The following is a 13,177-nucleotide window of genomic DNA, read 5'->3' on the forward strand; positions in this document are numbered from 1 at the left end:
CGGCGTTCGTCCGGCGCCGTGGTTCACTGCGCCGACGGCTTGCGCTCGGGCAACGGAATCCATTCCGTCTCGCCCGGCACCTTGCCCATTTCCTGCGCCGTCCACGCCGCCTTTGCCTGTTCGATGCGTTCGCGGCTCGACGACACGAAGTTCCAGAAGATGAAGCGATCGCCATCGAGCGGCGCACCGCCGAGCAGCATCAGACGCGCCGGCTTGTCGCCCGCGACGATACGCACGTCCGCACCGGGCGCCAGAACGCCCATACGCTGCTCGGGCAGCACTTCGTCGTTCACGGTCACTTCGCCCTGCACGGTGTAGACCGCCCGTTCGGGATACGCCGGCGGCAATACAAACGCCGAGCACGGCTCCATGTCCACGGCCAGGTAGAAGATCGGGGAGAACACCTTCACCGGCGCCTTCTCGCCGAATGCCTCGCCGAGGATCAGGCGCATGTGCACGCCCGGCTGGAAGATGTCCGGCAACGACGCCGCTTCGTGATGCGCGAACGTGGGCGCCGTCTCCTCGTCGGCCTGCGGCAACGCCACCCAGGTCTGAATGCCGTGCACGTCGCCGCCGCGCTCGCGCACGTCGGGCGGCGTGCGCTCCGAATGCACGATGCCGCGTCCGGCCGTCATCCAGTTCACGGCGCCCGGCGTGATGCGCTGGTCGCTGCCGAGGCTGTCGCGGTGCCAGATCTCGCCGTCGAACAGGTAAGTGACGGTGGCCAGCCCGATGTGCGGATGCGGGCGCACGTCCATGCCCTGCCCCGGCGCCAGCGTGGCGGGGCCCATATGGTCGAAGAAGATGAACGGGCCGACGGTCTTGAACGGCAGGCTGGGCAGGCTGCGCTGCACCGTGAAGGCGCCGATGTCGCTTTGATGCGGCTTGAGGACGGCGAGAAAAGGACTGGAGGAACCGGTCATGGCGCATATCTCCTGCGAGGGTCCGGCGTCGGACAGGTGGGGAATCGTGTCGAACGATTGTAGATGACATTGGTGCCCCCTTCCATGACACCTGAGGATGAGAGGTGCATCGTGCGCGCGGCGCTTCGCTCCTATAATGCAGGGATCCCGAAACGCATTGAAGCGCGCCGCTGCGACGCGCACCGACTTATGAACAAGGCCTTCGTCAAGGAAGACAACGGCGACGACGATGACGATCTCGACGCCGGTGCCCCGGAGATTCCACCGGGCACCAAGAACTACATCACGCCAGCCGGCTATCGCCGCCTCAAGGAAGAGCTGCTCGATCTCATCGACAATCAGCGCCCCGAGGTGGTGAAGGTCGTGTCGTGGGCGGCGTCCAACGGCGACCGTTCGGAGAACGGCGACTACATCTACGGCAAGCGCCGACTGCGCGAAATCGACCGGCGCATCCGCTTTCTCACGCGACGGCTCGACAAGGCGGAGGTCGTCGATACGCGTCGGCAGGAAAACGTCGACCAGGTCTTTTTCGGCGCCGAAGTGACGTACGCCGACGGCAAGGGCGACGAGCACACGATCATGATCGTCGGCATCGACGAGGTCGACCTCGACCGCGGCCACGTCAGCTGGATTTCACCGATCGCACGCGCGATCACCAAGTCGAAGGTCGGCGACACCGTGCCGCTGCGCACTCCCGCGGGGCTCGAACAGATCGAGATTCTGGACGTGCGCTATCCGCCATCGGAGTAACGGCGGATCATCGCCGAAAGGGAAATCGTCGAAAAGCAGCAGAAGAAGAAAAAGAAGGATCGGACGGAACCGGCGCGGCCTTCAAGGCGGGTGCGCCGGGCGCCGCGTCAGTAACTGCCGCGCTCGCGCGTGACGCGCATGACGTGGTTGGCATGCAGCTCTTCCGGATGCCGCTCGCTCGGACGCTCCCGCGACACGCGCATCACATCCGGATTCACGCGAATACGGCGCATCACGTTGGCCAGATGCACCCGATCGCTCACCTGGATGAGGAAGCGCAGCGTGGCCGATTCGTCCGGCACCACCTCGTCCATGCCGATGTGCACGATGTTCGCGTCCGACGCCGTGATGTCGGCCGCCACGCGCGAGAATACGCCCCGGTTGTGACGCACCAGCACCTTGATGCCGACGTCGAACAGACGTCCGGGCTGCGGCGCCCACGCCACGTCGATCCAGCGCGTGGGATCCTTGCGATGAATGCGGCGCGCGACCGGACAATCGGTCGTATGGATCGCCATGCCCATGCCGATACCGATGTAGCCCATGATCGCGTCGCCGGGAATCGGACGGCAGCACGCCGAGAACTGCACCGACATGCCTTCCGTGCCCGTGATGAGCACCGGCGGTCCGACGTTCTCGTCGCCGGTGCGTGGCGAGTCCGGATCGTCCGGGCTGTCCGTCTCGTCACTTTCCTTGCCCGAGGTCAGCACCGCCAGACGCTTGGCCATGACCGCCGCCACGCGCCGGCCGAGCCCGATGTCGGCGAAGATGTCCTGACGATCCTTGTTGCCCGTCCACTGCGCGAGCTTGTCCCACAGCTCCGGCGAGATCTCGCCCATCGTCAGGCCATAGCCCTTGAGCGCCTGCTCGACCAGACGCTCGCCCAGCTGCACCGACTCGGCAAAGCGCATCGTCTTGAGGTAATGACGAATCGCCGAGCGCGCCTTGCCCGTGCGCACGAAGCCGAGCCATACCGGATTCGGCTTGGAGTACGGCGCGGTGATGACTTCCACGATGTCGCCGTTCTTCAACTCGGTGCGCAGCGGCAGCAGCTCGTTGTTGATCTTGACGGCCACGCACTGGTTGCCCAGATCGCTATGTACCGAATAGGCGAAGTCGAGCGCCGTCGCACCGCGCGGCAGCGCCATGATGCGCGCCTTGGGCGTGAACACGTAGACGGCGTCGGGGAACAGGTCGATCTTGACGTGTTCGAGGAATTCGGTCGAATCGCCCGTCTCGCTCTGGATGTCGAGCAGCGACTGCAGCCATTGGTGCGCGTGCTTTTGCACGTCGTTCATGTCGGCGCCGCCGTTCTTGTACAGCCAGTGCGCCGCCACGCCCGCTTCCGCGATCTCGTGCATGCGGCGCGTGCGGATCTGAAACTCGATCGGCGTGCCGAAGGGGCCGACCAGCGTCGTATGCAGCGACTGATAGCCGTTGACCTTTGGAATCGCGATGTAATCCTTGAACTTGCCCGGCACCGGCTTGTAGAGCGCGTGCAGCACGCCGAGCGCGAGGTAGCACTGCGCGTTGGACTCGACGACGACCCGGAAGCCGTACACGTCGAGCACCTGCGAGAACGACAGCTGTTTCTCCTTCATCTTGTTGTAGATGCTGAAGAGCGTCTTCTCGCGACCGAAGACGTCGGCGCTCACGCCGCCGTCCTTGAGCGCCTTCTCGACGGCGTCGAGGATCTTGCCGACCACCTCGCGCCGGTTGCCGCGCGCGGCCTTCACGGCCTTGTCGAGCACGGCATAACGACGCGGGTTGTAGTTCGCGAAGCTCAGGTCCTGCAGCTCGCGATAAGTATTGTTCAGGCCCAGACGATGGGCGATGGGTGCATAGATGTCGAGCGTCTCGCGCGCCACGCGACGCTGCTTCTCGGTCGAGGTCACGCCGAGCGTGCGCATGTTGTGCAGCCGGTCGGCGAGCTTGACGAGAATGACGCGCACGTCGCGCGCCATCGCGAGCAGCATCTTGCGAAAGCTCTCGGCCTGCGCCTCTTCGCGGCTGCGAAACTCCATCTTGTCGAGTTTCGACAGGCCGTCCACCAGTTCCGCGACCTTCGGTCCGAACCGTTCGGCGAGTTCGGCCTTGGTCACGCCCTGGTCTTCCATCACGTCGTGCAGCAAGGCGGCCATGATCGACTGTGCGTCGAGCTTCCACTCGGCACAGATCTCGGCAACGGCGACGGGATGGGTGATGTAAGGCTGTCCGCTCTGGCGATACTGGCCCAGGTGGGCCTCGTCGCTGAACTGGAAGGCTTCCTTGATCTGCGCGAGGTCGCTTTCCTTGAGGTATTCCCCAAGCATGCCCTTCAGGCGGGCAATCGAAACGACTTCGTGCTTGCGCGGCTGCTCAGGTGTCGCGGTCGGACCGAACAGATGCCGGTACGACTGCTCGAGCAGTGCGTCGATGTACTGACGTGTGGCGCTCTCGCCCTTTTTCTTCTTGCGCTCGGGCTTGGGCTCCCCCACTTTGGGTTCGTCCGCAGCGATGGACGTGGCCGGTGATTTCGCGTGACTCATACGTGTACCTGCATCGTCGAGCGGCCCGGAACGTCACATCGCATCAGTGCAGTCTCCTGATCAGAGCGGCACTTTCTTGAGCATCTCGATCCCGACCTGACCCGCCGCGATTTCGCGCAGCGCGACGACGGTCGGCTTGTCCTTGTTGTTCTCGAGCTTCGGCGTATGACCTTGCGCCAGTTGGCGGGCGCGGTAGGTCGCGGCGAGCGCGAGCTCGAAGCGATTCGGAATTTGTTTCAGGCAGTCTTCAACGGTAATTCGGGCCATAGGGAGGTTCCTTCTCAATATAAGGCGTATTCTATCGCAGCCGGCGCACCCCCGCGTAAAACGCGAACGCCGCGCGCAGGCTGCGCCGTGCGGTGATCGGTTACTCGTCTTCCTGCGGCGAATGAATGCCCAGTTCGACGAACAGCGACTCGTGACGCGCACGCTGCGAAGCGAAGCGCAAACGCGTGGCGGTGACCACGGCCTGCAGTTCGGCGAGCGCGCGCTGAAAGTCTTCGTTGATGATGATGAAGTCGGCTTCCGGCGCATGCGCCATCTCACCACCGGCGGCGAGCAGGCGTCGCGTGATCACGTTCGGCTCGTCCTGACCGCGCTTCTTCAGACGCTCCTCGAGCGCCGCGATCGACGGCGGCAGAATGAAGATGCCGACCGCGTTGATGAAACGCTTGCGCACCTGCTGCGCGCCTTGCCAGTCGATCTCGAGCAGCACGTCGTGGCCGTCGCGCATCTGCTCTTCGATCCACACGCGCGAAGTGCCGTAATAATTACCGTGCACTTCGGCGCTCTCGAGAAACTCTCCCTGCTTGCGGCGGGCGACGAAATCCTCCGCCGTCAGAAAGTGGTACTGCACACCGTCTTCCTCGCCCGGGCGGGGCGCGCGCGTGGTGCTCGAAATCGACAGACGAATCTCGGCGTCCTGCGCGAGCAGCGCGTTCACGAGCGTGGACTTGCCCGCGCCCGAGGGAGCCACCACCATGAACAGGTTGCCGGGATACTCGGCGTGCAGGGCGGTTTGCGGGGCTTGCGATTGCGGGGACATGCTGACTTACTCCAGATTCTGCACTTGCTCGCGCATCTGCTCGATATAGAGCTTGAGCTCCATCGAGGCATCGGCGAGTTCCTTCGAGGCGGCCTTCGAGCCGAGCGTATTCGCTTCGCGATTGAGCTCCTGCATCATGAAGTCCAGCCGCTTGCCGACCAGTCCTCCCTTGTCGAGGATGTGGCGGGTTTCCTTCAGGTGGGCATCGAGTCGTGTGAGCTCTTCCGCCACGTCGATGCGCACGCCGTACATCGTCACCTCCTGACGAATGCGCTCGGCGATCTCTTCCTTGCCCGGCACGGCGCTGCCTTCCGGCACGACCACACCCAGCGCTTCCTGCAGACGATCCACGATCTTCTGCTGATGGCGCGCGATCAACTCCGGCACAAGCGGCTGCAGTCCCGTGAGGATGGCTTCCATACGCTCGATGCGCTCGACCAGGCTCGCCTTGAGCTGCGCGCCCTCGCGCTTGCGCACGTCGACCAGATCGCCGATGGCGGCGCGCCCCGCATCGATCACGGCATCGCGCAACGCGTCGGCCGTCACCGACTCTTCGCCGAGCACGCCGGGCCAGCGCAGGATCTCACCCGTGCGCATGCGCTCGGCATCGGGAAACAGTTTGAGGACCTGCTGCTCCAGATCGGCAAGCTGCTTGACGGCATCGAGATTGAGCGCGCCACTCGTACCGCTCTCGGGGCGCTGCACGTTGATACGGATATCGACCTTGCCGCGGGAGAGCTTGCCGGTGAGCGCTTCGCGCAGCACCGGCTCGCACGCGCGCGCTTCTTCGGGCATGCGGAACGCCAGATCGAGAAAGCGCGAATTGACCGTGCGCAATTCGACCGACACGCTCGCGCCTGCGGCTCCATCGGCATGCGCAATGTCGCGCGTGACGCTGGCGTAGCCGGTCATACTGTAGATGTTGTTGTCTTTCATCGGGGTGACCGGTACCACACGCCCGTGACAGTTTGTCGGCGGGCCAGAGCAGCAACCGGATTCGCATGCAATGGATGAAACGCGATTATCGCATTTTCCGGCCGGAAGTCCCCGAACCCGCGCGCGGCGACGGGCCGTACCGCCAAGCCGGTCGCGTTTAGCGATACCATTCGGGTATTACCGAATCCATTCCCCTCGCAGGACACTCACTCATGACGCAGATCACCCGCCCGGACGGCCGTGCGCACGACGCATTGCGCCCCGTGCGCATCACCCGCAACTACACCCGCTACGCCGAAGGTTCCGTGCTTGTCGAGTGCGGCGAAACCAAGGTCATCTGCACGGCGAGCGTGGAAGAAAAGGTACCGGGCTTTCTACGCGACACTGGCCAGGGCTGGCTCACCGCCGAGTACGGCATGTTGCCTCGCGCCACGCACACGCGCGGCGATCGCGAAGCCGCACGCGGCAAGCAAAGCGGTCGCACGCAGGAGATTCAGCGTCTGATCGGCCGCTCGCTGCGCGCCGTATTCGACTTGCAGAAATTCGGCCCGCGCACGATCCAGATCGACTGCGACGTCATTCAGGCCGATGGCGGCACGCGTTGCGCTTCTATCACCGGCGCATTCGTGGCCGCGCACGACGCCGTCTCGAAGCTGCTCGCCGAGGGCAAGCTCGACGCGTCGCCCATTCGCGCGCATGTCGCGGCCGTCTCCGTCGGTTTGTACCAGGGCCATCCGGTGCTCGATCTGAACTATGCCGAAGACTCGGCGTGCGACACCGACATGAACGTCATCATGACGAGCGAAGGCGGTTTCGTCGAAATTCAGGGTACCGCCGAGGGCGAGCCGTTCACGCGCGCGCAAAGCAACGTGTTGCTCGATCTCGCGGACGTCGGCATCCGTCAGTTGATCGACGCGCAAAAGCGCGCGTTGGGAGTCTGACGATGGCCATGCAAAAGATCGTCCTGGCATCGAACAATCCGGGCAAATTACGCGAGTTCACGTCGCTGTTCGAGCCGCTCGGCATCGAGTTGATCCCGCAGGGCATGCTCGGCGTGTCCGAGGCGGAGGAGCCGCACGTGACGTTCATCGAGAATGCACTCGCGAAGGCGCGCCACGCGGCAGCCGCGACGGGTCTGCCCGCGCTGGCCGACGACTCCGGGCTGTGCGTGCCGATCCTCGGCGGCGCGCCGGGCGTATATTCCGCACGCTATGCGGCGCGCGCCGGTCGCGAAAAATCGGACGCCGCCAACAATCGCCATCTGATCGAACAACTCGCGCCGCACGCCGATACGCCGGGCTATCGCAACGCCTATTACTTCGCGGCGCTCGTGCTGGTGCGCCACGCCGAGGATCCGCAGCCGATCATTGCGGAAGGCCGCTGGGACGGCGAGATCGTCGATACTGCGCGCGGCACGCATGGCTTCGGCTACGATCCGCACTTCCTGATCCGCTCGCTCGACCAGACGGCCGCCGAACTCGATCCAGCCGTCAAGAATGCGCACAGCCACCGCGCGCGAGCGCTGCGCGTGCTGCTGGAAAAGTTGGGCCGGGAGGCCTGAGCGACATGAGCAGTATGAGTCAGTCCACGTTGCCCGTACAGAACTTCCTGCGGCCCGGCAAGATCAGTCTGCCCGCCTTGCCGCCGATGTCGCTGTATGTGCACTTCCCGTGGTGCGTTCGCAAGTGTCCGTACTGCGACTTCAACTCGCACGAGTGGCGTGGCGAGGGCGGTGCGCAGGCGTTTCCCGAGCAGGCCTATCTCGACGCGCTGCGTCAGGATCTCGAACAGGCACTGCCATTGGTGTGGGGGCGCCCTGTCCATACCGTCTTCATCGGCGGTGGCACGCCGAGCCTGCTGTCGGCGGCGGGGCTCGACCGTCTGTTGTCGGATCTGCGCGCCCTGCTCCCGCTCGACGCCGACGCCGAAATCACCATGGAGGCCAACCCTGGCACCTTCGAGGCGGACAAGTTCCGCAGCTTCCGGGCGAGTGGCGTCAACCGCCTGTCCATCGGCATTCAGAGTTTCAACAGCGAGCATCTGAAGGCGCTCGGGCGCATTCACGACGGCGACGAAGCGCGTCATGCCATCGAGATCGCCCAGGCGAATTTCGAGAACTTCAACCTCGACCTGATGTTTGCACTGCCGAATCAGACGCTCGCGCAATGCCAGCAGGACGTGGAGACGGCGCTGTCGTTCGCACCGCCGCACCTGTCGCTGTATCACCTCACGCTCGAGCCGAACACGCAGTTCCACAAGTATCCGCCGACAGTGCCCGACGACGACACCGCCGCCGACATGCAGGACTGGATCGCGGAGCGCACGGCGGCGGCCGGCTATGGGCATTACGAGGTTTCCGCGTATGCGCAGCCGCATCGCCGTGCGAGGCACAACGTGAACTACTGGGAGTTCGGCGACTATCTGGGCATCGGCGCCGGCGCGCACAGCAAGATTTCGTTTCCGCATCGCGTGCTTCGGCAGATTCGTCACAAGCATCCGCAGCGGTTCATGGAAGCGGCGACAGCCGGCAATGCGATCCAGGAAGAGCGCGAGGTCGATGCGCGCGACCTGCCGTTCGAATTCATGCTCAACGCGCTGCGGCTCACCGATGGCGTGAAGAGCGAATTGTTCGCCGACCGCACAGGGCTGCCGATGGCGCGCATCGCAAAAGCGCTGGACGAAGCCGTCAAGCGAGGGCTGCTCGTCGACAATCCGCAGCGCATCGCACCGACCGAGCTCGGACAGCGCTTCCTGAACGACCTGCAAGGCATGTTTCTCGATCGCGACGCTACGTGACGTGACGCTTCCCGTTGGCGCAGCATCTGCCCCGGAACAACGCTGCGCTCACGTCGACCCCATTAAAAAATGCGACGCCCTTCGACGTCGCATTTTTTTCGCGCGCTCCCCGGTGAATCATCCCACCGCGGCGCCCATCTCCCTGAGCGCCTTGCGGATGATCTTGCCGGTGACGGTCATCGGCAGTTCCGGCAGGAACACGACTTTGCGCGGATATTCGTGCGCCGCGAGCCGGCTCTTGACGAAGCGTTGAATGTCCTGCGCGAGGTCGTCCGACGGTTCGTGCCCTTCGCGCAGCACCACGAAGGCCTTCACGATTTCGGTCCGAAGCGCGTCCGGCTCGCCGATCACGGCGGCCAGTTGCACCGACGGATGGCGAATCAGACAGTCCTCGATCGGTCCCGGACCGATGCGATAGCCCGCGCTGGTGATGACGTCGTCCGAGCGCCCGGTAAAGGTGATGTAACCCTGCTCGTCCATGAAACCCGAGTCGCCGGTGAGCAGATAGTCGCCGCGGTACTTTTCCATCGTGGCGTCCGGGTTGTGCCAGTAGCCGAGGAACATCACGGGATTGGGTCGCGCGATGGCGATGTTGCCGACCGTGCCGACGGGCAACGGCGTGCCGTCGTCATCGACGATGGTCACGTCGTGGCCGCGCACAGCGCGTCCGATGGCGCCGGGCAGCGCGGGAAACTCGGCCGCGCATGACGAGACGACCATGTTGCATTCCGTCTGGCCGTAGAACTCGTTGATCTCGACGCCGAGATGTTCGCGTCCCCAGGCGAGCAGTTCCGGCCCGAGCGATTCGCCGCCGCTGGCGACCGAGCGCAGTTGCAGCGGCCAGTGCTCGCGCGGCGACGGGACGGTGCGCAGCATCTTGAGCGCGGTCGGTGGCAGGAAGGTGTTGCGCACGCCGTGACGCGCCATCAGATCGAACGCCGCGACCGGATCAAACTTCTCGAAGCGGCGCGAAAGCACGGGCACGCCGTGGTGCAATGCGGGCAGCAGCACGTCGAGCAGTCCACCGATCCACGCCCAGTCGGCCGGCGTCCAGATCAGATCGCCATCGTGCGGAAAGCCGTTGTGCGAGGTTTCCACGCCGGGCAAGTGACCGAGCAGCACGCGGTGCGCATGCAGGGCGCCCTTCGGTTTGCCGGTGGTGCCCGAGGTGTAGATGATCAGCGCGGGCGCGTCGGCCCGGGTCTGGACGGCATCGAAGTGTGCGTCGCGCGAGGCGATCGCCGGCCACAGGGCGAGCAGACCGTCTTCCGCGACGCCCCAGTCCTGATCGTCGGCGACGTGATGATGGGCTTCGGGCAGATCGTCGTGCACAACGTACACGAGGCGCAGATCGGGCAACTCGCCGCGAATGTCGTCGATCTTGCCGATGCTCGCCAGGTCGGTCACCAGCACCGTCGCCCCGGAATTCTGCAGCCGGTAGGCGAGCGCTTCGGGGCCGAAGAGCGTGAAGAGCGGCACGGCGATCGCGCCGAGCTTGTAGGCGGCGACGTGGGCAACGAGCGTCGCGGGCGACTGGGGCAGGAAGATGCCGATGCGGTCGCCGGTCTTCACGCCATTGGCGCGCCACTCGTTGGCGAGTTGATTGGACAGTTGTTTGAGGACGTCGAACGTGAGGCGCACGTGCGAGCCGTCGGCGCTCTCGTGGATGAGTGCCAGGCGGTTGCTGCCGTCGGCCCACTTGTCGCAGACGTCGACACCGATGTTGAACAGCGTCGGAATCTGCCAGGCGAAGGCGCTGGCGGCGGAATCGTTGGGGCGTTGTCCGCCGGCGTCTGACGACGTCTCGTGGGCGGGCGTATGGGAGGTGTCGGCATCCATGCGCTGTCTCCGGGTCATGTCTAGCCTCGCGCGGTGCGCAAAGGGCGTTCACCGCACGTCTTGAAGCATGATGCATGCCGGGCGCGGGCAAGACAAGGGGCGACGGGCAAACTCGAGGAAATATGGGAGGCGCGAAGCGATTTAGGCAGAATGAAGGCTTCACACGGCGGGATGAGCAGGTATAATGCGCGCTGCCGTGCGGTACCGGTCTGCGCCGGAAGCCCGACGCCGAATCCCCCGGACCGCACGCATCCCAAGCCGTCGCGCCAGACGGCATCTCTTGCCGCGACATTGCGTCGTGCGCAACGCCTCGGAGGCGTGCCAGAGTGGTTTAATGGACTGGTCTTGAAAACCAGCGAAGGGGTAACCTTTCCGTGAGTTCGAATCTCACCGCCTCCGCCAGAATTTCTTGGTTTCCTTGATAGTGGCTGCTGACAAGACAATTGTGGGCGGTGCTCCGCAGTTCCCGGTTCGTAATAGGATGTGCGATCGGTAGTCTGTACCTCGTTGCGGACGCGCATCCTACCGCCGAGTCGTTCGTAACTTGGGCGTTCATTTCTATCTCGGTGCAGCAAGTGCCCTCGTGCTCGGCACACTCGTCCTAACCGGACTCCCGATCACCTACATCCGTCGCAGTAGCCGGACCACCGAATACTTCAGGGTCAACTCCCAGGCTCAGCGCATCGCCCCCTTCCTTCCGCGCATGCGCGAGCCATTCATCGAGTCGTTAGCCAACGGGATTGTGGCGCTCCGACTGCTCAACTTCCAAGCCCGCGCCGATTTTTCGGTTCCCCAGATAGCTCCAACACTCGCCCGAACGTTGCGAGACATCGGATTTCATTTCGCCCCCCTCCCCACGGGTGCACCGGTCGATGTCAACTCACGGCCCCGTCTGTGCTAAACTGAAAAAATGATCGCCATTCGTCATATTATTTTTTAAAAATCATAAACTTACAAAATTCCGTGCGGCACGACGGAGGACACCATGAACCTGAAAGACAAACTGACATCATCGCTTCGCAAGCGTAGATCGGACGTCTTTTTACGTGCCGACTTCGCAGGGCTAGGAAGCGAAGCGCAACTCAGTCGTGCTCTGCGAGAGCTTGTCGACGCCGGAACGATAGTCAAGCTTGGGGTCGGTGTGTACGCCAAGGCGAAACCTAGCGCGTTGTCAGGCAAACCAATCCCCGTGCGTCCGGTCGAAGTTCTCGCGCCGCAGGTCTTCAAGCGGCTCGGTGTGAAGACATACCCGAGTCGGCTGGTCGCAGCCTACAACGCGGGTACTACCACGCAGTTGCCCGCGAACGTCGTCATCAATACCGGTAACCGCCGAATCGCCCGCAAACTTGGGTTTGGACGGCAAGTCATTCAGTATGAGAACAATTTCGAAAGAACAGCTTGAACTTATCGACGCGTTAGTCGCGGAAGAAGATCTCGGCGGCATCTCTGCTGCAATCTTGGAGAAAGACATTCACGTCACCGATGCGCTGCGTGCTCTGGCATCCCTGGAACACAGGAACACCCGATTGGTGTTCTGCGGCGGCACGAGTCTTTCAAAGGCACATCGCCTTATCCATCGAATGTCTGAAGACATCGACCTGAAGGTCGTGCTCGCGCCGGACTGTGCACTTTCCCAGAGTCAACTGAAGACGCATCTATCAGGGCTAAAGAAGCAAGTCGTTGACTGCATTAAAGGGTTAGGTTTTGTTGAAATCGCGGGCGAGGCTACAGCGAGAAACGCCAACAGGTACTTCGCCAGTGGTTGGTTGTACAAGGAGCAGTACGCCACCAATACCAGCCTGCGGCCGCACCTCAAACTTGAATTTACGACTCGGACGCCGTGCTTCGCAACGTCCGAGCAGTCCCTCGGATATGTTGTCTATCAGTTGGCGAACAGAGACGCGTCTGAGTTCACGATGTCGTGTGTGGCTGTCGAAGAAACGTTAGCGGAAAAGGTACTTTCGTTCCTCCGTCGATTTGCCGAGCATCGCGCTGGCAAGAGAAATGATTGGGACGACGCGTTGGTCCGTCATCTCTACGACGTGTGGTGCATCGTCAAAAATGATCAGTCTGTGGTTGACCAAGCGGCCAAGCACTTCAATGATTTGGTTGCGTTTGATCAGGGCGAATTCACGCGTCACAAAGAGTTTTCCGCAGATCCCGCCGCGTGCATGCACGTTGCGTTGGAGACGATTGGCAACGATAAACAGACTGCCGAAGAATACGCGACGAAGCTCATCCCTCTAATCTATGGGAACGATAAGCCGACCTTTGCCGAGACGTTTGGCGTATTCAAAGACGTCGCGCAGAAACTACTCAGTACGATACCGCGCACGCACGCTTAATTAATTCAAGGTTGC

The 13,177-nt window shown here is 63.1% G+C and carries 12 protein-coding genes and 1 tRNA gene; 7 read left to right on the forward strand and 6 right to left on the reverse strand.

Annotated features, from left to right (window positions below; all coding sequences use genetic code 11):
• Window positions 1-23: 23 nt before the first annotated feature.
• Window positions 24-923: a pirin family protein gene (locus tag RO07_RS15520; protein WP_039412028.1), complete on the reverse strand. Its 900-nt coding sequence runs from the start codon at window positions 921-923 to the stop codon at window positions 24-26.
• A gap of 189 nt (window positions 924-1,112) precedes the next feature.
• Here RO07_RS15520 and greB point away from each other — a divergent pair, with 189 nt between their 5' ends.
• Window positions 1,113-1,673: a transcription elongation factor GreB gene (greB, locus tag RO07_RS15525; RefSeq protein WP_039412031.1), complete on the forward strand. Its 561-nt coding sequence runs from the start codon at window positions 1,113-1,115 to the stop codon at window positions 1,671-1,673.
• A gap of 107 nt (window positions 1,674-1,780) precedes the next feature.
• On the opposite strand, the gene RO07_RS15530 is transcribed toward greB, so the two are convergent.
• From RO07_RS15530 to RO07_RS15545, 4 genes are all read right to left on the reverse strand, one after another.
• A complete protein-coding gene (locus RO07_RS15530) occupies window positions 1,781-4,201 on the reverse strand; it encodes a RelA/SpoT family protein (RefSeq protein WP_039412034.1) in 2,421 nt (806 codons plus the stop codon).
• A gap of 60 nt (window positions 4,202-4,261) precedes the next feature.
• Complete coding sequence (gene rpoZ / locus RO07_RS15535) at window positions 4,262-4,468, reverse strand: DNA-directed RNA polymerase subunit omega (protein ID WP_039397582.1); 207 nt, start codon at window positions 4,466-4,468, stop codon at window positions 4,262-4,264.
• 100 nt (window positions 4,469-4,568) lie between these two features.
• Complete coding sequence (gmk, locus tag RO07_RS15540; protein WP_039412037.1) at window positions 4,569-5,246, reverse strand: guanylate kinase; 678 nt, start codon at window positions 5,244-5,246, stop codon at window positions 4,569-4,571.
• Between the two features lie 6 nt (window positions 5,247-5,252).
• Entirely contained in the window at window positions 5,253-6,182 is a 930-nt protein-coding gene (locus RO07_RS15545) for a YicC/YloC family endoribonuclease (protein ID WP_039412039.1), read from the reverse strand.
• Window positions 6,183-6,394: 212 nt separating this feature from the next.
• Here RO07_RS15545 and rph point away from each other — a divergent pair, with 212 nt between their 5' ends.
• Genes rph through hemW form a run of 3 tightly spaced genes read left to right on the forward strand, consistent with a single transcriptional unit; the run spans window position 6,395 to window position 8,978 of the window.
• Window positions 6,395-7,123: a ribonuclease PH gene (gene rph / locus RO07_RS15550; RefSeq protein WP_039412042.1), complete on the forward strand. Its 729-nt coding sequence runs from the start codon at window positions 6,395-6,397 to the stop codon at window positions 7,121-7,123.
• A gap of 2 nt (window positions 7,124-7,125) precedes the next feature.
• Window positions 7,126-7,743 carry an RdgB/HAM1 family non-canonical purine NTP pyrophosphatase gene (rdgB, locus tag RO07_RS15555; RefSeq protein WP_039412044.1) on the forward strand — a complete coding sequence of 206 codons (618 nt, stop codon included), beginning with the start codon at window positions 7,126-7,128 and terminating at the stop codon, window positions 7,741-7,743.
• Window positions 7,744-7,748: 5 nt separating this feature from the next.
• Entirely contained in the window at window positions 7,749-8,978 is a 1,230-nt protein-coding gene (gene hemW / locus RO07_RS15560; RefSeq protein WP_039412047.1) for a radical SAM family heme chaperone HemW, read from the forward strand.
• Between the two features lie 117 nt (window positions 8,979-9,095).
• Here the strand turns inward: hemW and RO07_RS15565 are convergent, their stop codons facing one another.
• The gene (locus RO07_RS15565; RefSeq protein ID WP_039412050.1) at window positions 9,096-10,817 is read right to left on the reverse strand and encodes an acyl-CoA synthetase; all 1,722 of its coding nucleotides are present in this window, start codon (window positions 10,815-10,817) and stop codon (window positions 9,096-9,098) included.
• Window positions 10,818-11,129: 312 nt separating this feature from the next.
• On the opposite strand from RO07_RS15565, the gene RO07_RS15570 reads away from it, so the two are divergent.
• The 3 genes from RO07_RS15570 (at window position 11,130) to RO07_RS15585 (ending at window position 13,162) form a co-directional block, all read left to right on the forward strand.
• Window positions 11,130-11,219 (forward strand) — tRNA-Ser (locus RO07_RS15570).
• A 583-nt stretch (window positions 11,220-11,802) separates the two neighbouring features.
• A complete protein-coding gene (locus RO07_RS15580; RefSeq protein WP_072637070.1) occupies window positions 11,803-12,219 on the forward strand; it encodes a DUF6088 family protein in 417 nt (138 codons plus the stop codon).
• Complete coding sequence (locus tag RO07_RS15585; protein ID WP_039415709.1) at window positions 12,191-13,162, forward strand: nucleotidyl transferase AbiEii/AbiGii toxin family protein; 972 nt, start codon at window positions 12,191-12,193, stop codon at window positions 13,160-13,162. The genes RO07_RS15580 and RO07_RS15585 overlap by 29 nt, the downstream gene beginning before the upstream one ends.
• Window positions 13,163-13,177: the final 15 nt, after the last annotated feature.

It is taken from the genome of Pandoraea pulmonicola, assembly GCF_000815105.2.
GTDB lineage: Bacteria > Pseudomonadota > Gammaproteobacteria > Burkholderiales > Burkholderiaceae > Pandoraea > Pandoraea pulmonicola.